We start from the raw sequence: 18,649 nt of genomic DNA, 5'->3' as shown, positions 1-18,649 counted from the left end.
TGGGGATCGTCATGTTCGACATCGGTGGACTCGAGCTTCTCGTTATTGCGGTCGTTTTGATCGTCGTGGTCGGTCCGAAGGACCTGCCGAAGATGCTGCGCACCTTCGGCCGGGTCAGTTCGCAGGCACGCCGCATGGCGGGCGACTTTCGCCGCCAGTTCGACGAGGCCTTGAAGGAGGCCGAACTGGAAGAGCTGCGTGACACCGCGCAGAAGGTTCGCGATCTCGATCCGCGCAACGATCTGCGCAAGGCGATGAACCCCATTCGCGCGGTGGGGGACGAAATCCGCTCCTCCATCAAGGCGGCCGCGGTGGCGCCGGAGCCGAAGATCCCCTCGGCGACCGAGGGTGCCGTGCCGATGGAGCCGCTGCCCGCCACGGCGACGCCGGTCGCGCCGCAGCCGAGCGCGGCCGAGGCCAATGGCCAGTCCATTCATGTGAATGTCGAGGGAATGCCGGGCGCGGACACCGCCCCGGTTCGTGCGCCGGCCGGGAGCCTTCAGTGAATCAGCGTTCCGAGTCGGATATCGAGGCTTCCTCTGCGCCTTTGATCGAGCATCTGGTCGAACTCCGAAAGCGGCTGATCTGGTCGATCGCCGGCTTCTTCGGCATGTTCCTGATCTGCTTCTTCTTCGCCAAGGGCATCTTCAACGTCCTCGTCGTGCCCTATCAGATCGCCAGCGGCTGGGCGGGGCTCGATCCCGCCAGCGTCGAGCTGATCTATACGGCGCCGCAGGAATATTTCTTCACGCAGGTGAAGGTCGCGGCCTTCGGCGGTTTCTTCCTGGCCTTCCCGGTGATCGCCATCCAGGTCTACAAGTTCGTCGCGCCGGGCCTTTATCGGGACGAGCGGGCGGCCTTCGTGCCGTTCCTGATCGCGACGCCGCTTCTCTTCCTTCTCGGCGCGCTGCTCGTCTATTTCTTCTTCACCCCCATGGTGATGTGGTTCTTCCTGTCGATGCAGCAGACAGGCGAGGGTTCGGACGCCGCGATCCTGCTTCTGCCGCGCGTTTCGGAATATCTGTCGCTGATCATGACCCTGATCATCGCCTTCGGTCTGGTGTTTCAGTTGCCGGTGGTCTGCTCACTTCTGGTGCGAGCCGGAATGGTCACGGCCGAGGGGCTCAAGTCCAAGCGCAAATACGCGATCGTGCTGGCCTTCATCGTCGCGGCGGTGCTGACTCCGCCCGATCCCATGTCTCAGATCGGCCTTGCGATCCCGGCGATCATTCTCTACGAGGTCTCGATCATCACGGCACGGATGATCGAGAAGAAACGGGGCGTGCGTCTGGCGGCCAGCGAAGCCGGCACGGAGTGATCCGAACGGTTCCGGGCCGCCTGTAGCGGACTGGAAAACATGCTGGATATCAAATGGATCCGCGACAACGCGGAAGTTCTGGACGAAGCTCTGAAGCGTCGCGGCTCGGCCGTCTCGTCGTCGGAGATCGTCCTTCTGGACGAGAAGCGCCGCCAGCATCTGAAGTCGCTGCAGGATTGGCAGAGCCAGCGCAACGACGCCTCCAAGCTGATCGGCAAGGCGAAGGCGTCGGGCGACGCCGCGCTTGCCGATGAGACGATGCGCACTGTCGCCGACCTCAAGACCAAGATTCAGGATGGCGAGAAACTCGAGCGCGAGATCGACGCCGAGATCAACGCTCTTCTGGCCACGATCCCGAACATTCCCCTGGCGGAGGTGCCGACCGGCGCCGACGAGAACGGCAATGTCGAGGTTCGGCTCGTGGGCGAGAAGCGCAGCTTCGACTTCCAGCCCAAAGAGCATTTCGAGCTCGGCGAAGCGCTTGGCCTCATGGATTTCGAACGCGCCGCGCGCATGTCCGGCTCGCGCTTCACGGTGCTGCGCGGCGATCTCGCGCGGCTGGAACGCGCGCTCGGCCAGTTCATGGTCGAAACGCATACGCGCGAGTTCGGCTACGAGGAAGTGTCGCCGCCGCTTCTGGTCCGGGACGAGGCCCTGTACGGAACGAGCCAGCTTCCGAAATTTTCCGAAGACCTGTTCCAGACCACCGATGGCCGCTGGCTGATCCCGACCGCCGAAGTGTCGCTGACCAATCTCGTGCGGGAGGAAATCCTCGACGAGGCGAGCCTGCCGCTGCGCTTCACGGCGCTGACGCCGAGCTTCCGCTCGGAAGCCGGCTCGGCCGGTCGCGACACGCGCGGCATGTTGCGCCAGCATCAGTTCTACAAGGCCGAACTCGTGTCCATCACGACGCCGGAAACCTCGCTCGCCGAGCATGAGCGCATGACGGCGGCGGCCGAAGCGGTGCTGACGAAGCTCGGCCTGCATTTCCGCACGGTCGTGCTCTGCACCGGCGACATGGGCTTCTCGTCGCAGAAGACCTATGACATCGAGGTCTGGCTGCCCGGCCAGAACGCCTATCGCGAGATTTCCTCCTGCTCGGTCTGCGGCGACTTCCAGGCGCGGCGCATGAACGCGCGCTACCGGCCCGCCGGCGAAAAGGCGGCGCCGCGCTTCGTTCACACGCTGAACGGCTCGGGAACGGCGGTCGGACGCGCGCTGATCGCGGTCATGGAGAACTATCAGCAGCAGGATGGCAGCATTCTCGTGCCGGAGGTTCTGCGGCCCTTCATGGGCGGGCTCGAGCGGATCGGGGCGAACTGACCGATGCGCATTCTCCTGACGAACGACGACGGCATTCACGCCGAAGGGCTGGGCGTGCTGGAGCACATCGCCCGGCAATTGTCGGATGACGTCTGGATCGTCGCGCCGGAGACGGATCAGAGTGGCTTGTCGCATTCTCTGACGCTGTCTTCGCCGCTGCGGCTTCGTCAGGAGGGGGAACGCCGCTTCGCGCTGCGTGGCACGCCGACCGACTGCGTCATCATGGCGGTGAAGCATCTCATGCCCGAGGCTCCCGATCTCGTTCTGTCCGGCGTCAATGCCGGGCAGAACGCGGCGGACGACGTGTCCTATTCCGGCACGGTGGCGGGCGCGATCGAAGGCATGATGCTCGGCATCCGCTCGATCGCGCTCAGCCAGGCGTTCCGACCGGAGGCCAAGCGCGAACCGATCTGGGGCGCAGCGCGCCATCACGGGGCCGACGTCATCCGGCGTCTTCTTGAGGTCGAAGCGCCGGCCGGAACGCTGTTCAACGTCAACTTCCCGCCTGTGGAGGCCGATGCCGTGGACGGCGTCGAGGTCACCCGTCAGGGCAAGCTCGATTACGCACTCGGAATCGAAGAGCGGTTGGACGGGCGCGGCTTTCCCTATTTCTGGCTGAAGTTCGGTCGCCATGCCGGGCCGGAACTCGACGGCTCGGACCTCGGCGCGCTGAGGGCCAACCGGATTTCGGTGACGCCGCTCCATCTCGATCTCACCCATCACGCGCTGCGCGAGCAGATGCGCCAAACCTTTCGCTGACATCCGATGAACGCGACGGTGGACCGCGAGCAACTCGCGACCTTTCTGATGACGGTGCGCACGGTGGACGGGATGACCCCTCGCGTCCTGGCGGCCATCGAGGCGATCCCGCGCCGGCTCTTCGTGCCGGCCGACGCGGTGGAGGCCTATTCCGACAAGGTGTTCCCGATCGACTGCGGCCAGTCGATGCCGGGCGCGCGCCACGCGGTTCGGCTCGCGGCGGCGCTGAAGATCGCCCCCGAACATCGCGTGTTGGAGATCGGCACGGGAAGCGGTTACGTCACGGCGCTTCTCGCCAAGCTCTGCATCCAGGTGCTGACGCTCGATCGCTACCAGACGCTCCTGACCAAGGCGCAGGAGCGGCTGAAGACCTGCGGCATCAGCAATGTGACCTTCCTGAAAGAGGACGGGCGCACCGGCTATCCCGATCAGGCGCCGTTCGATCGCATCGTCGTTCACGGCTCGTTCGAAACGCTGCCGCGAGCCTTCGTCGAACAGATGGCCTCGCAGGGTATCCTGATCTGCGCGCTCGGCGCGCCGGGGGAGATGCAGCGCGTGGTGCGGCACCAGAAGCTCGGCAGCCGCTTCGAGGAGGAGACCCTCTTCCACGCCCGTCTTCAGCCCCTCGAAACGGGCGTTGCGACCATCCTGTAAAGAATTCGATCGCGTCCCTGATCGTGCTTAACCCTCGGGTAACATTAACGCGGTCTAATGTTCCCAGGTTGGGCGAATGCTTTGGGGACTGCAATGCGGACGGACGTGTTGAATCAGAGTCGGCTTCGGCTGGTGCGCTCGGCGGGGCTGATCGCGCTTGCGGCTTTGGCTGCCGGCTGCAGTGCCGATGCGACGCGCCTGCAGGACAGCTTCTACACCGGGGCGATCCCGCCGGCACCCGTCGGGTCGCAGGCGGTTGCGGCCAGCGCGCCGACCTATGGGGCCGGGCAGCCGAACGCGTCCTACGGCGCCGGCACGACGGGCGCGTCCCGCACCTACGCCGCCGCGACCCCGCCGGTTTCGCGCTCGACGCTGCCGCCTCCGCCAGCGGCGTCCTATAGCGGCGGCAACGACACCTATGCGCCGGTGCAGAGCCAGCCCGTCGCGCCGATGGCGCAGGCCAGCGCCTCGCCGGTCAACCGCGCCGAGGTCGCCCGCACCGAAGCTTCGCGCAACATGGGCTCGACCTCCGTCGGCTCGGCCGGAAGCTATGTCGTGACATCCGGTGATTCCGTCCTCGGTATCGCGCGCCGTCACAATGTTCGCGCCGCCGATCTGCGCAGCGCCAACGGGCTGTCCGACGACAATATCAAGATCGGCCAGAAGCTGGTGATTCCGGCTGGCGGCTCTGTCGCCGCCGCAGCGCCAGCGGAAACCCAGAAGCGTTACGCCGAACTCGGCACACCTCCGACGAGCCTCCAGGCGCAGGCGGCCGCGATCGCGGTTCCGCGCTCGGCACCGGCCAATGCCCGCCCGGCCGCTCAGGCGGCGCGCGAGCTGCCGCCCGCCAAGCCGGCTCAGGTCGCGGCGACCGCCATCGAGAAGCCCGCTGCGGCCGTGAAGCCCGCCGCGCAGGAAACGCCGGCCGTCGCCGCCAATCCGGCGCCGAGCGCGCCGAGCGCCGCGAGCACGTCCGTTGCAGCGGCAGCGCCTGCGCGCAGTGCCGCTCCGGCCCCGGCCGAAGAGGAAACGGAAGAAGCGTCGATCGCGCCGAGCTCCAGCGGCATCAGCCAGATGCGCTGGCCGGTTCAGGGCCGCGTCATCAAGTCGTTCGGCGACAAGGTCGGCTCGCGCCGCAATGACGGCCTCAACATCTCCGTGCCGCGCGGCACGCCGATCAAGGCCGCCGAGAACGGCGTCGTCATCTATGCCGGCGAAGGTCTGAAGGAGTTCGGCAAGACCGTTCTCGTCAAGCACGACAACGGCCTCGTCACGGTCTACGGCTATGCCGACGACATCAAGGTTCAGCGCGGCGCCACCGTGAAGCGCGGCCAGGAAATCGCGACCGCCGGCATGACGGGCGAAGCCGACGCGCCGATGCTGCATTTCGAGGTCCGCAAGGACTCCTCGCCGGTCAACCCGATGACCTATCTGCGCTGAACCATCCGGCGCAACGACCACAAGGAAAGCGCCCGGTTCGCAAGAGCCGGGCGCTTTTGCATGGTTGATCTGCCGATCAGCGCGGAAGCGTGTGACCGAGCCGTCCGGCGAGATCGGTGACGAACTGATAGGCGACGCGGCCAGAGCGGCTGCCGCGCGTCGTGCTCCATTCCAGCGCCTCGCGCCTGAGGTCGTCGGGCGCCATTTCGATGCCGGCCGCCGCCAGATAGCCGTCGACCATCGCGAGATAATCGTCCTGCGAGCATTTGTGGAAGCCGAGCCAGAGGCCGAATCGGTCCGACAGCGAGACCTTTTCCTCGACCGCCTCGCTCGGATTGATCGCCGTCGACTGCTCGTTCTCCATCATGTTGCGCGGGAGAAGGTGACGCCGATTCGACGTGGCGTAGAACAGGACATTGTCCGGCCGACCTTCGACGCCGCCATCCAGCGCCGCCTTCAGCGACTTGTAGGACGTGTCGTCATGATCGAAGGACAGGTCGTCGCAGAAAAGGAGAATCGGGAACGGCGCGGCGCGCAGCAAGGTCATGAGGCGCGGCAGATGATCGATGTCCTCGCGATGCACCTCGATCAGTTTCAGCGGCGGGCGGCCGCTTCCCAGGGAATTGACCTTGGCGTGAACCGCCTTCACCAGCGACGACTTGCCCATTCCTCGCGCGCCCCAGAGAAGCGCGTTGTTGGCCGGCAGCCCTTGCGCGAAACGCTGCGTGTTCTCGAACAGGATGTCGCGCGAATGGTCGATGCCGCGCAGGAGCTCGAATTCGACCCGATTGACGCGGGGAACGGGCGCGAGGCCGCCGGGCGGCGCGAAGACGAAACAGTCGGCCGCATCGAAGTCGGGCGAGGGGACGGGCTCGGGCGCGAGCCGCTCCAGCGCTTCGGCGATCCGCCGCACGAGAGGAAGAAGGTCGGTTTCGATCGTCACCGGCGCGGCTTTCGAATGAGCGAGGGTTCCCGCCGCCTTCGAAGGCGGCGCGTGTTGCAATCGGGTTGACCGATCGTATATTGCGCCCAACTTGTGAAGGGCGGATCGCCCTGTTTTCCGTTCGTTGGGAGATCTTGATGTTCGTATCGCCGGCTTTCGCGCAGACCGCCACCGCAGCGGGGGGGCCGGAGAGCATCCTCATCAGCATCCTGCCCTTCGTGGCGGTCTTCGCGATCATGTATTTCCTGATCATCCGTCCGCAGCGCACGGCCGCCAAGAAGCGGGACGAGATGCTTCGCAACATCCGTCGCGGCGACACGATCGTCACCGGCGGCGGCATCATCGCGAAGGTCACGAAGGTTCAGGACAATGGCGAGCTGGAAGTCCAGATCTCCGAGACCACCAAGATCCGCGTCCTGCAGTCCATGGTCGCCGACGTCCGCGTGAAGGGCGAGCCCACGGCGGCGAACGCCAAGTAAACCGGGGTCGGGCCGAAGCCGCTTCGGCCATGCTTCTCTTCGGCGGATCGATCCGCCGGCCTGTCTTTTCGGAGCGTCGCGGACCCTGAGGGCCCGATGCTCCGATTGTCGTTCGGGAACGCCATGCTCTATTTCTCCCGGTGGAAAACCACCTTCATCTGGCTCGCCGTCTTGTTCGGCGTCCTCTTCGCGCTCCCGAACTTCCTGACCGAACAGCAGAGGGCGAGCCTGCCGGGCTTCATGCCCAAGCAGCCGATGACCCTCGGCCTCGATCTGCAGGGCGGCTCCTACGTGCTTCTGGAGGTCGACCGGCCGTCGCTGATCAACGACCGGCTTCAGAGCCTGCGCGAGGACGTTCAGGTCAGCCTGCGCGCCGCCAATGTCGGCTTCACGAATCTGCGCGAGGCGAACGGGGCGATCCAGTTCACGCTGCGCGACCCCTCGCAGGCCGCGGCCGCTCGCACGGCGCTGCAGAGCCTCACCTCGCCGATCTCCAGCGGTCTTCTGGCCGGCGGCTCGGTGACGGAAACCGAACTCGGCGAGACCGAGCCCGGCACCTTCCGGCTCACGCTGACGAACCCGGGCATCGACTATCGTCTCTCGACCGCCGTTTCGCAGTCGATCGAAGTGGTTCGCCGCCGCGTCGATGAGCTCGGCACGACCGAACCGGTGATCCAGCGCCAGGGGCTCGACCGCATCATGGTGCAGGTCCCGGGCCTTCAGGACCCGCAGCGCCTGAAGAGCCTCCTGAACCAGACCGCGCGCCTGACCTTCCGCCTCGTGGACGTGAACAATTCCGCGCAGGCCGCGGCGAGCGGCTCGCAGCCCGTGCCCGCCGGCGATGAGCTGCTCCAGACCAACGACCCGACGCCGCAGCCCATCCTGGTGCAGCGTCAGGTCATGATCTCCGGCGAGAACCTGACGGACGCGCAGGCCGGGTTCGACCAGCAGACCAACCAGCCGGTCGTCAACATCCGCTTCGACGCGCGCGGCGCCCAGCGTTTCGGTCAGGTCACGCAGGAGAATGTCGGCCGTCCCTTCGCGATCGTGCTCGACAACAAGGTTCTCTCCGCGCCCAATATCCGCGAGCCGATCCTCGGTGGTCAGGCGCAGATCTCCGGCAATTTCACGGTTCAGTCGGCCAACGATCTGGCCGTGCTCCTGCGCGCGGGCGCGCTTCCCGCAACGCTCGACATCATCGAGGAACGCACGGTCGGCCCAGGCCTCGGCGCGGACTCGGTGGCCGCCGGGCAAGCGGCAGGGATTATCGGCGGCGTGCTCGTCGTCGTCTTCATGTTCGTCGCCTACGGCTTCCTCGGGCTGATCGCGAATATCGCGCTCCTGGTCAACGTCATCCTTCTCGTCGCCCTCCTGTCGGCTCTCGGCTCCACCCTGACGCTGCCCGGTATCGCCGGCATCGTTCTCACCATGGGCATGGCCGTCGACTCCAACGTTCTGATCTACGAACGCATGCTGGAGGAGCGGCGAAACGGCCGTTCCGTCGTCCAGTCGATCGATGCCGGCTTCCACAAGGCGCTCGGCACGATCATGGACGCCAACATCACGTCGCTGATCGCCGCCGTGGTCTTGTTCTTCCTGGGGTCCGGCCCGGTGCGCGGTTTTGCCGTCACCCTGGCGCTCGGTATCTTCACGACCGTCTTCACGGCGCTGACGCTGACGCGCTGGATGGTGGCCTACTGGCTTCGCACGCGTCGCCCGAAGGAGGTGCCCAAGGGCTGGGTGTCGTTCGTTCCGCATGGCACGCGCATCCGCTTCATGAGCATTCGCCGCTGGGCCTTCGCGATCACCATCGGCTTGTCGCTGGCTTCGATCGGCAGCCTCTTCGTGGGCGGCCTCAACTACGGCATCGACTTCACCGGCGGCACGGTTCTGGAACTGAGGGCGAAGGACGGCACGGCGGATGTCGGCCAGATTCGCGAGGACCTTTCGGGCCTCGTGGAAGGTGACGTGCAGGTCCAGCAGTTCGGCGGCCCGAGCGACGTTCTCGTGCGCTTCGGCGTCCAGCCGCAGGACGCGCAGACGCCGCAGGCGAGCGTCAACGCGGTTCGCGGCGCGCTGGCTGCGGATTACGACTTCCAGCGTGTCGAGGTGGTCGGCCCGACCGTGTCGGGCGAGCTTGCCTGGGCGGCGGTGCTCGGCGTCGGCGCGGCGCTTCTGGCGATCGCCTTCTATGTCTGGGTGCGTTTCGAATGGCAGTTCGCGATCGGCGCGCTTCTGGCCACCGCGCACGACGTCGCGATGACGGTCGGCTTCCTCGTGGTCTCGCAGCTCGAATTCAACCTGTCGTCCATCGCCGCGATCCTGACGATCGTCGGTTACTCCTTGAACGACACGGTGGTCGTGTTCGACCGCATTCGAGAAAATCTGCGAAAATACAAGAAGATGTCGATCTCCGACATCATCGACCTGTCGCTCAACGAGACGCTGTCGCGCACCATGCTCACGGCCGTGACGCTCGTTCTCGCCCTCATCGCGCTCTACGCCTTCGGCGGCGACGTGATCCGCGTCTTCGTGGCGCCGATGCTCGCGGGCGTGCTGGTCGGCGTGTACTCGTCGATCTTCATCGCCGCGCCCGTGCTCATCTACTTCAAGCTCCGGCCGGACGCGATTCGCGGGGGCGACAAGAGCGAGGTGGAAGATGCGAAGGCGGCAAGCCGCTCGCCCGCCACCCCGATCGGCAAGGGGTGACGTCTTGAGCGGTTCGGAGCCCTCCGGCGTTCGCGACGCGCATTTCCCGCGTCGTGCACCGATCGATGCCTATGGCAATGGCGGTTTCCGCTTCGCGGACATGTCGCATCGCGGGTCGATCCTCTGTCTGCCATCCGGCATCTACGGATGGTCGGCGACGGAAGCGGACCCGTTCGGCGGCGAGCGATTGCTGAAGGTGTTGGAGGAAGCAGCTGATATCCGCTTTCTCCTCTATGGCACGGGCCGCGACATCCGCCGCGTCCCGCCGGCGCTGCTCGATCGCCTGCGCAAGGCCGGCATTTCATGCGACCCGATGTCGACGGGCGCGGCGGTGCGGACCTACAACATCATGCTGGGCGAGGGGCGTCCCGTCGCCGCCGCCCTGATCGCCGTGGACTGACGCGATGAGCGCGCAAGCCTTGGCGACGGCCTATGCCGAATGCGAGCGGATCGTCCAGGAAGCCGATGCGGACCGGGCGGTCTCCGTCGGCTTCGCCCCGCAGCCGCTCCAGAAGCATCTTCTGGCGCTCTACGCCTTCCATATCGAGACGCTGCGCGTGCGCGATCTCGTCTCGCAGCCCTTGCCTGGCGAAATCCGTCTTCAATGGTGGCGCGATCGACTGACGAGCGATGCGGAGCTCGACGAGGCGTCTCAGGGCTCGCCGGTCGCGATGGCCTTGATCGACACGGTCCGCCGCTTCGAACTGCCGGTGGATGCCTTCGACCGCTATCTCGAAGCGCGGCTTTTCGACCTCTACAACGACCCGATGCCGACACGCGTCGAGTTCGAAGCCTATGCCGGAGAGACCTGTTCGGCACTGGTGATGTTCGCGGCCATGGTGCTGGATCGCGCCGCCGCCCCTGATGTCGCCGACGCCAGCGGGCACGCCGGCGTCGCCCAAGCCGTGGTGTCCACCCTGCGCGGTGCGCCCCAGCATCGTGCCCGGCATCAGGTCTATGTGCCCGGGGACCTTCTGGCCGCGACCGGCCTCGATGCCGCGACCTGGCTGAACGGAGGCGACGGGGCCGAGAGGGCGCGCGCGGCGATGGCAGCCTACGGGCTCGACCATCTGGAGCGGGTCGAACGCAAGTGGGCGCGCATTCCCCGCCGGCTGCGCCCGGCCTTTCTGCCCTCGCGGCTCAGCCGAAAGCGCCTGGAACGGCTCGACGCCGATCCGAACCCGCTGGCGCGTCTCTGGACCTATTGGCGCTGGATGCGGGCCTGACGTCCGAAGCGGAGCATGAGACGGGAATGTTGAGTCGCGTTTCGGCATTCGCCAGAGGTCTCGCCCGCGACGCGCTGGCCGGCTTCTCGCGGTTTCCCGTCCCGACCGTTCTGATTCTCGTTTTCGCGCTCCTGTCCAATCTTACCGTCGCCGAAGTCTGGGACGGGGACGATCTCGCGCGGGTCTTCGCCGCTCTTTCACTTGGCTCTCTTGCGGCGCTCGCGATTTCGCTCTGGGCGGAATCTCATGGGAGCAGGGCTTCGAGACGGGTCGCCCTGTCGCTCGGCGCCGCGATTCTCGCGGGGCTCGTGGTTTGGTTCGCGCATCCCTTCGCCTACCGCGTCTCGGGCCTCTCCTTTGCGGTGATTCTCGCCATTCCTCTGGCGCCGTTCCTGAGGCGCGGCCAAGCTACGGCCTTCTGGTCGTTCGGGCTCTGGACGCTCGTCGGCCTCGTCGTCGCCTTCGCTTCGACGCTCGTTTTCCTGATCGGGCTCTATGCGGTCGTGGAGATGGCGCGGACGCTTCTCGACATCTCGCTGTTTCGCCAAGCCGACGCCTATGTGCTCGTGACCGGGCTCACGCTCGTCTCGCCGCTCGTCGCGCTCGGGCGGATACCGCCTGTGGCCGATGTGACGCGTGAGGCGGTGGCGGAAGACAGGTTGGCGCGAACCATTCGTCCCCTGTTCGACTGGGTTCTGGCGCCGCTCGTCTGGCTGTCGGCGCTCGTCCTCCATCTCTATCTCGCGCGCCTTCTTCTGGAGGGCGGTCCCACTCTCGGCGCTCTTGCGGGGGCGGACGCGCTCTGGAGCCTCGGCATTTTCTGCACGCTGGCCTTGATCCTTCGGGTCGGTGCCGACCCGTTTTTGCAGGACGGGCCGCGCCCATCACGCTTGTTCCGCCACGTCTGGGCCGGTCTCCTGGCGCTGCCGGTGATCGCCCTTGCTCTCGCGCACTGGCGGGCGATCGGAGCGCTCGGGCTGACGCCGTGGGACTATTACGCGCTGATTTCGACGCTCGCGCTAGGGCTGATCGTCCTGCTGCAGGTCGTCCCCGGGGCGCGCGGCGATATCCGCTGGATGGTGGGTGTTCCGGCCGTGCTCTTCGCTCTGTCGAGCGTCGGCCCCTGGGGTGTCGTGGGGAGCGTCACCCGAAGCCAGCTGAGCTTTTTCGAGAGCCTCGAACCGGGAGACTGGCGACCGGCCGAGCCGGAGCAACGCGCGCGCCTGCGCGAGCGGCTTTGGCAACTCGAGGATGTCGGTTCGCTGGACGAGATCCGTTCGCTTCTGCCGCCCGATATGGCCGGCCTATCGACGGAGTCTGAGGGGAGCCTGTCGGTGTCCCAAATTGCGACGCGCCTTGGTCTCGACGAGGTTTCGCCGGCTGTGCCGGACACGCGGACCTTCACGGCCTCGCCCTCGCAGGTCGTGTCCTCACAGGGCTACGATCTCGCGGCGCTGGAGGTTCAGGTCAATCAAGCCGGGCCTACGAATGGCCGCCTCGCGCTGACGCTCCAACCCGGCACGAATTGGCTCGCGATCCAGTTCGACGCGCAAGCCGACCGCATGGATCTCGGCGGCCTGACCGCGCATCTCACGGAGATCGGCGAAACCGCCAGCGAGCCGGTGCTGTGGGACGCCCTCACGGAGCGGGGGCGGCATGTCCTGCTCTGGGTCCGGCAGGCGACGTTCCGGACGGACACCGGCTCGCTCCTCGCCCTGTCGGGCGCGGCGTTCCTGCGGTCCGCCGAATGGCAGGCAGGCGCAAGGGCGAATTGACGTCGGAAAGAGGCGGCGCGCCGAAAAGGACGCGCCGCCCGACCCGTTACTCGGCCGCGGCGCGCACCGGGGCCACCGGCTCGCCGAGCCATCCGGCGAAATCGGCCAGAGCCCGCGCCGAGAGCGCCATCTTCTTCGCGATGGTCTTTTCCTTGCCGCGCAGCCGCTTGCCTTCCTCGCGCGGAACGGTGATCGGCGGGAAAAGGCCGAAATTGACGTTCATCGGCTGGAACGAGCGCTTGCCCGGTTCCTCGTCGGTCACAAGATGGCCGCCCGTGATGTGCCCGAGAAGCGCGCCCATCGCGGTCGTCGCAGGGGGCGGAGCGAGCGTCTCGCCCCGCGCTTCGGCAGCGGCGAAGCGCCCGGCCAGAAGGCCGATCGAGGCGGACTCGACATAGCCTTCGCAGCCGGTGATCTGCCCGGCGAAGCGCAGGCGCGGCAGGCTCTTGAGGCGGAGCGTGCCGTCCAGCAGCGTCGGCGAGTTCAGATAGGTGTTGCGATGCAAGCCGCCGAGCCGCGCGAACTCGGCCGTTTCCAGGCCGGGGATCGTGCGGAAGATGCGGACCTGATCGGCATATTTCAGCTTCGTCTGGAAACCGACCATGTTGTAGAGCGTGCCGAGCGCATTGTCCTGCCGCAGCTGGACGACGGCATAGGCCTTGATGTCCGGCTGGTGCGCGTTGGTGAGACCCATCGGCTTCATCGGCCCGTGCCGCAGCGTTTCCACGCCGCGCTCGGCCATGACCTCGATCGGCAGGCAGCCATCGAAATAGGGCGTGCCTTCCCATTCCTTGAACTCGGTCTTGGCGCCGGCCATCAGTTCGGCGACGAAGCGCTCGTACTGCTCGCGGTCGAGCGGGCAGTTCACATAGTCCTTGCCCGTGCCGCCAGGCCCGACCTTGTCGTAGCGCGACTGGAACCACGCCTTCGTCATGTCGATCGTGTCGAAATGGACGATCGGCGCGATCGCGTCGAAAAAGGCGAGGGCGTCCGCCCCGGTCTCCTGGCGGATCGCCTCGGCGAGCGCCGGGGCGGTCAGCGGTCCGGTCGCAACGATCGTCGGACCCCATTCCTCGGGAGGCAGGCCGTCGATTTCCTCGCGGCGGATTTCCACGAGCGGGTGGGCGGCAAGCGCCTTCGTCACCGCTTCGGCGAAGCCGTCGCGGTCCACCGCCAGCGCGCCGCCTGCGGGCACCTGATGCTGATCGGCACAGCGCATGACGAGCGAGCCCGCCAGCCGCATCTCGGCATGGAGCACGCCGACCGCATTGGTGGTCGCGTCGTCAGAGCGGAAGGAGTTCGAGCAGACCAGTTCGGCAAGGGAGTCGGTCTTGTGCGCGTCGGTTTCCCGAACGCCACGCATCTCGTGCAAGACGACGGGATGGCCGGCTTCGGCGATCTGCCAGGCCGCCTCGGAGCCGGCGAGGCCGCCGCCGACGATGTGAAGGGGGTGTTTTTGGGTCATGAGGCCGATTTACCGCATTCGGCGAAAAATCGGAACGGCTTTCGGACCTTGTCCGAACGCGCAGGGCACTGGCGCCTGAGCCTCGAAACGAAAAACACCCGCCGGGGGAGGACCGGCGGGTGTCGCTTGGAAGCCTGCGTTTGGGAGGAGGTTGCAGGCTTGCAATTCGCGGGACCGTGGGAGGAGGAAGTCCTGCGAAGGAGGGGCTTAGCGAACGGCCTTGCGGGCGATCGCCGGGATTTCGTTGCGCGCGATTCCGAGATCGCTCAGCTCGCGATGCGAGAGGCGGTTCAGCTCGCTGCAGGTCTCGCGGTAGCGGCGCCAGGAGGAGTAGGAGCGGAGGATGTTCATCGCGCTAGGCCTTCGATCTCTGATCTAATCGATTGAAGCGATGTCCGTGTTTTCCGTTCGCTTCGTTGAGACGGATATACGAGAGCAGGAACGAACCGGGTAGGACGCCAGCCGCAGACCTGCCATGCGGCTTGTGCATCGCAACATGAACCGATTTAAACGTCTGTGGCGATTTCTGGGCGTTCGCCCGGTCCTTCGCTGCGGTTTCTCCGGTCTGGGTGACGGCCTGTCGCAAAGATGTTTTAAACTTTGACGCGGCGAACGCCGATGATATAGAGGCGCGCGTCGTGCAACCGGCAGGTTGGCGGCGACGGGCGGGTGTGGCGAAATTGGTAGACGCACCAGATTTAGGTTCTGGCGCCAAAAGCGTGGGGGTTCGAGTCCCTCCACCCGCACCACACGTCTGATCCGGACAAACGAGATTGACGCGCGACGACGGACCCGGGCCGCCGTCGCAGACCATAAAGGGTTAATGATGCAGGTTAAGGAAACCAAGGCCGAAGGCCTGTCGCGCGAGATCGAGATCGTCGTGCCGGCGTCGGACCTTGAGGCACGGCTGCAGACCCGCCTCTTCGAAATCAAGGATCAGGTGAAGATCAAGGGCTTCCGGCCCGGCAAGATCCCGATGACCCATATGCGCAAGACGTATGGTCGCTCGGTGATGGCCGAAATCGTGAACCAGATCATCAACGAGACGCCGCGCACCGTGATCGCGGAGCGCAACGAGCGTTCGGCCATGCGTCCCGAAATTCAGATGACCGAGGACGAGGCCGAGGCGGAGAAGGTTCTGCGCGGCGAAGGCGACTTCCGCTTCACGGTCTCCTACGAGACGCTGCCGTCCTTCGATCTGAAGGGCACCGATGCGATCAAGATCGAGCGCCCGGTCGTCGAGATCGCCGACGAGGAAGTCGAAGAGCAGGTGAAGCGCATCGCCGAGAGCGCGCGCACCTTCCAGCCGAAGGACGGCGCCGCCGAGACCGGCGACCGCGTCACGATGGACTTCGTCGGCAAGGTCGACGGCGAGGCCTTCCAGGGCGGCACGGCGACCGATTCGAACCTCGTGCTCGGCTCGGGCCAGTTCATCCCCGGCTTCGAGGACCAGCTGGTCGGCCTGTCGGCCGGCGACACGAAGAATGTCGAGCTGTCCTTCCCCGAGGATTACGGTGCCTCGCACCTCGCCGGCAAGGCGGCCGTGTTCGAAGTGACGGTGAAGGCCGTCGCCAAGCCGGACGAGATGGAACTCAACGACGAGCTCGCCAAGAAGCTCGGTCTCGAGTCGATCGATCGCCTGCGCGAGATCGTGCGCGGCCAGATCGAGAGCCAGTACGGCCAGGCGACCCGCCAGAAGGTGAAGCGTCAGCTTCTCGACGCGCTCGACGCGGACTACGCGTTCGAGCTGCCCTCCAAGCTGGTCGAGGCCGAGTTCAACAACATCTGGCAGCAGGTGACGCGCGAACTCGAGCAGAGCGGCAAGAGCTTCGAGGACGAAGACACGACGGAAGAGAAGGCGCGCGAGGAGTACAAGAAGCTCGCCGAGCGCCGCGTCCGTCTGGGCCTCGTCCTCTCCGAGATCGGCGAGAAGGCCGGCGTGACGGTCTCCGACGAGGAGCTGCAGCGCGCCGTGATCGATCAGGTCCGCCAGTATCCGGGCCAGGAGCAGCAGGTCTACGACTACTTCCGCAACACGCCGGAAGCGGTTCAGAGCCTGCGCGCCCCGATCTTCGAGGAGAAGGTCGTCGATCACCTCCTCGCCACGGTCGACGTCACCGACAAGACCGTGTCCAAGGAAGAGCTGATGAAGGAAGACGAGGACGAGGCGGCCGCCGCCTGATCCTCCCATCTTCCGCATTCGGGAAGGGCCGGCCGTTGTGCCGGCTCTTCCTGTTTTTAGCCGCTGGTAACGCCTTCCATGGGCATGGTTGCACAGGCGGCCGGTCAAGCCCTATCTAGGGACCAGACGGACGCGTGCCCGATTCGACGCATCGCGGCGGTTCCAACGATCCCTCCATCAACGGACGTTCCCTCACATGAAGCATCCTCTCGAAACCGCGATGAACCTCGTGCCCATGGTGGTGGAGCAGACCAACCGCGGCGAGCGTGCCTACGACATCTTCTCGCGTCTTCTGAAGGAGCGCGTGATCTTCATCACCGGGCCGATCGAGGATTCGATGGCCACGCTGGTCTGCGCCCAGCTTCTCTTCCTCGAGGCCGAGAACCCGAAGAAGGAAATCTCGCTCTACATCAACTCGCCGGGCGGCGTGGTGACGAGCGGCATGGCGATCTACGACACGATGCAGTTCATCAAGCCGGCCGTTTCGACGCTCTGCATCGGGCAGGCCGCCTCCATGGGCTCGCTTCTTCTGTGCGCCGGCCACAAGGACATGCGCTTCGCCACGCCCAACGCGCGCATCATGGTTCACCAGCCCTCGGGCGGCTTCTCGGGTCAGGCCTCGGATATCGAGCGCCACGCGATGGACATCATCAAGCTGAAGCGTCGCCTGAACGAGGTCTATGTCGAGCACACCGGCCAAGACTACGAAACGATCGAGCGCACGCTCGACCGTGACCATTTCATGACGGCCGATGAAGCGCGCGAGTTCGGTCTGATCGACAAGGTCTATTCCTCGCGCGAAGCGCTGGAAACCAACACCGCGAACTGATCGTCGCAACGATCTTGATGTTGCCACCGCCGGTTTCTACCTTGGGAAGGTGGAAGCCGGCGTTGCTGTTAAGCGTCGATCAAGGATGATCCGGCTACCCTGTGATGACGGATCTGCGACGAAACCTTCTGTCGGTCGGCTTGAACGATTGCTTTAAGAGCGTTGCGGCATAGGATGACGAACAAAGGGTCTGACGACCCATCTCCGGATCTCCCAGTCCGAGGTGCGGAACGGAAGGAAGAACGATGAGCAAAGTGAGCGGCGGCGATAGCAAGAACACGCTCTATTGCTCTTTCTGCGGAAAGAGCCAGCACGAAGTCCGCAAGCTGATCGCCGGGCCCACGGTCTTCATCTGCGACGAGTGCGTCGAGCTGTGCATGGACATCATCCGCGAGGAGAACAAGTCCTCGATGGTGAAGTCGCGGGAGGGCGTGCCCACCCCGCAGGAGATCATTGCGGTTCTCGACGACTACGTGATCGGCCAGTCCTTCGCCAAGAAGGTGCTCTCCGTCGCGGTGCACAACCACTACAAGCGGTTGGCGCACGCGCAGAAGAACAACGATGTCGAGCTGGCGAAGTCCAACATCCTCCTGATGGGCCCGACGGGCTGCGGCAAGACGCTGCTCGCTCAGACGCTGGCGCGCATTCTCGACGTACCCTTCACGATGGCCGACGCCACGACGCTGACCGAAGCCGGTTACGTCGGCGAGGACGTCGAGAACATCATCCTGAAGCTGCTTCAGTCGGCCGACTACAATGTCGAGCGCGCCCAGCGCGGCATCGTCTATATCGACGAAATCGACAAGATCAGCCGCAAGTCGGACAATCCGTCCATCACGCGCGACGTGTCGGGCGAGGGCGTCCAGCAGGCGCTTCTGAAGATCATGGAAGGGACGGTCGCGTCCGTTCCGCCGCAGGGTGGCCGCAAGCATCCGCAGCAGGAGTTCCTGCAGGTGGACACGGCGAACATCCTCTTCATCTGCGGCGGCGCCTTCGCCGGCCTCGACAAGATCATCTCTGATCGCGGCCGCAAGACCTCGATCGGTTTCGCGGCGAATGTCGAATCGCCCGAGGATCGCCGCACGGGTGAGCTGTTCCGCCGTGTCGAGCCCGAGGATCTCCTGAAGTTCGGTCTGATCCCCGAGTTCGTCGGCCGTCTGCCAGTTCTGGCGACGCTCGAGGACCTGGACGAGCCCGCGCTCGTGCAGATTCTGGTCGAGCCGAAGAACGCGCTCGTGAAGCAGTATCAGCGCCTGTTCGAGATGGAGAATGTCGAGCTGACGTTCCACGAGGACGCGCTGAAGGCGATCGCCCGCAAGGCGATCGAGCGCAAGACCGGCGCTCGCGGCCTGCGCTCCATCATGGAAGCCATGCTGCTCGACACGATGTTCGATCTGCCGACGCTGGAAGGCGTGCGCGAGGTCGTGATCTCCGAAGAGGTGATCGACGGCAACGCGCGTCCTCTCTACATCTACTCGGACCGCAAGGACGAGAAGGAACCGGCGAGTGCCTGATCGCCTTCGCGCTTCGCACGCTTGGTGAGACCA

17 protein-coding genes and 1 tRNA gene are annotated in these 18,649 nt (G+C 65.6%); 15 read left to right on the top strand and 3 right to left on the bottom strand.

What is annotated here, in order from left to right; genetic code table 11:
* The first annotated feature begins 11 nt into the window (after positions 1-11).
* From tatB to B146_RS27565, 6 genes are all read left to right on the top strand, one after another.
* A complete protein-coding gene (gene tatB, locus B146_RS30225; RefSeq protein ID WP_081630934.1) occupies positions 12-506 on the top strand; it encodes a Sec-independent protein translocase protein TatB in 495 nt (164 codons plus the stop codon).
* Positions 503-1,318 carry a twin-arginine translocase subunit TatC gene (tatC, locus tag B146_RS0105170; RefSeq protein WP_019995354.1) on the top strand — a complete coding sequence of 272 codons (816 nt, stop codon included), beginning with the start codon at positions 503-505 and terminating at the stop codon, positions 1,316-1,318. The genes tatB and tatC overlap by 4 nt, the downstream gene beginning before the upstream one ends.
* Positions 1,319-1,357: 39 nt before the next feature.
* Positions 1,358-2,641 (top strand): serine--tRNA ligase, encoded by a 1,284-nt coding sequence (gene serS, locus B146_RS0105165; protein ID WP_019995353.1) that lies wholly within the window; start codon positions 1,358-1,360, stop codon positions 2,639-2,641.
* A gap of 3 nt (positions 2,642-2,644) precedes the next feature.
* Positions 2,645-3,400 carry a 5'/3'-nucleotidase SurE gene (gene surE / locus B146_RS0105160; RefSeq protein ID WP_019995352.1) on the top strand — a complete coding sequence of 252 codons (756 nt, stop codon included), beginning with the start codon at positions 2,645-2,647 and terminating at the stop codon, positions 3,398-3,400.
* Positions 3,401-3,406: 6 nt separating this feature from the next.
* Complete coding sequence (locus B146_RS0105155) at positions 3,407-4,054, top strand: protein-L-isoaspartate(D-aspartate) O-methyltransferase (RefSeq protein ID WP_019995351.1); 648 nt, start codon at positions 3,407-3,409, stop codon at positions 4,052-4,054.
* 105 nt (positions 4,055-4,159) lie between these two features.
* A complete protein-coding gene (locus B146_RS27565; protein ID WP_244498157.1) occupies positions 4,160-5,494 on the top strand; it encodes a M23 family metallopeptidase in 1,335 nt (444 codons plus the stop codon).
* 76 nt (positions 5,495-5,570) lie between these two features.
* Here the strand turns inward: B146_RS27565 and B146_RS0105145 are convergent, their stop codons facing one another.
* Entirely contained in the window at positions 5,571-6,437 is an 867-nt protein-coding gene (locus B146_RS0105145; RefSeq protein ID WP_019995349.1) for an ATP-binding protein, read from the bottom strand.
* Between the two features lie 137 nt (positions 6,438-6,574).
* On the opposite strand from B146_RS0105145, the gene yajC reads away from it, so the two are divergent.
* The 5 genes from yajC (at position 6,575) to B146_RS0105120 (ending at position 12,626) form a co-directional block, all read left to right on the top strand.
* A complete protein-coding gene (gene yajC / locus B146_RS0105140) occupies positions 6,575-6,916 on the top strand; it encodes a preprotein translocase subunit YajC (RefSeq protein ID WP_019995348.1) in 342 nt (113 codons plus the stop codon).
* 123 nt (positions 6,917-7,039) lie between these two features.
* Positions 7,040-9,625 (top strand): protein translocase subunit SecD, encoded by a 2,586-nt coding sequence (secD, locus tag B146_RS0105135; protein WP_019995347.1) that lies wholly within the window; start codon positions 7,040-7,042, stop codon positions 9,623-9,625.
* 4 nt (positions 9,626-9,629) lie between these two features.
* Positions 9,630-10,025: an Mth938-like domain-containing protein gene (locus B146_RS0105130; protein WP_019995346.1), complete on the top strand. Its 396-nt coding sequence runs from the start codon at positions 9,630-9,632 to the stop codon at positions 10,023-10,025.
* Positions 10,026-10,029: 4 nt separating this feature from the next.
* On the top strand, positions 10,030-10,851 hold the full coding sequence (locus B146_RS0105125; RefSeq protein WP_081630913.1) for a phytoene/squalene synthase family protein: 822 nt from the start codon (positions 10,030-10,032) through the stop codon (positions 10,849-10,851).
* A 26-nt stretch (positions 10,852-10,877) separates the two neighbouring features.
* Positions 10,878-12,626 (top strand): DUF4153 domain-containing protein, encoded by a 1,749-nt coding sequence (locus tag B146_RS0105120; RefSeq protein WP_155897371.1) that lies wholly within the window; start codon positions 10,878-10,880, stop codon positions 12,624-12,626.
* Between the two features lie 46 nt (positions 12,627-12,672).
* Here the strand turns inward: B146_RS0105120 and trmFO are convergent, their stop codons facing one another.
* Together trmFO and B146_RS28240 are read right to left on the bottom strand one after the other, a co-directional pair.
* Positions 12,673-14,091, bottom strand: coding sequence for a methylenetetrahydrofolate--tRNA-(uracil(54)-C(5))-methyltransferase (FADH(2)-oxidizing) TrmFO (gene trmFO / locus B146_RS0105115; protein ID WP_019995343.1), 1,419 nt, complete (start codon positions 14,089-14,091; stop codon positions 12,673-12,675).
* A 207-nt stretch (positions 14,092-14,298) separates the two neighbouring features.
* Complete coding sequence (locus B146_RS28240) at positions 14,299-14,442, bottom strand: DUF1127 domain-containing protein (protein ID WP_019995342.1); 144 nt, start codon at positions 14,440-14,442, stop codon at positions 14,299-14,301.
* Positions 14,443-14,756: 314 nt separating this feature from the next.
* Here B146_RS28240 and B146_RS0105105 point away from each other — a divergent pair.
* From B146_RS0105105 to clpX, 4 genes are all read left to right on the top strand, one after another.
* Positions 14,757-14,840 (top strand) — tRNA-Leu (locus B146_RS0105105).
* Positions 14,841-14,917: 77 nt separating this feature from the next.
* Positions 14,918-16,273: a trigger factor gene (gene tig / locus B146_RS0105100; RefSeq protein WP_026358341.1), complete on the top strand. Its 1,356-nt coding sequence runs from the start codon at positions 14,918-14,920 to the stop codon at positions 16,271-16,273.
* A gap of 196 nt (positions 16,274-16,469) precedes the next feature.
* The gene (locus tag B146_RS0105095; protein ID WP_019995340.1) at positions 16,470-17,102 is read left to right on the top strand and encodes an ATP-dependent Clp protease proteolytic subunit; all 633 of its coding nucleotides are present in this window, start codon (positions 16,470-16,472) and stop codon (positions 17,100-17,102) included.
* Positions 17,103-17,347: 245 nt separating this feature from the next.
* Positions 17,348-18,616, top strand: coding sequence for an ATP-dependent Clp protease ATP-binding subunit ClpX (clpX, locus tag B146_RS0105090; protein WP_019995339.1), 1,269 nt, complete (start codon positions 17,348-17,350; stop codon positions 18,614-18,616).
* Positions 18,617-18,649 lie beyond the last annotated feature (33 nt).

It is taken from the genome of Aureimonas ureilytica DSM 18598 = NBRC 106430, assembly GCF_000382705.1.
In the GTDB taxonomy this organism is placed as follows: Bacteria; Pseudomonadota; Alphaproteobacteria; order Rhizobiales; family Rhizobiaceae; genus Aureimonas; species Aureimonas ureilytica.
The sequence above is the reverse complement of the archived record's forward strand: the minus strand, read 5'-3'. Positions and strand labels throughout refer to the sequence as shown.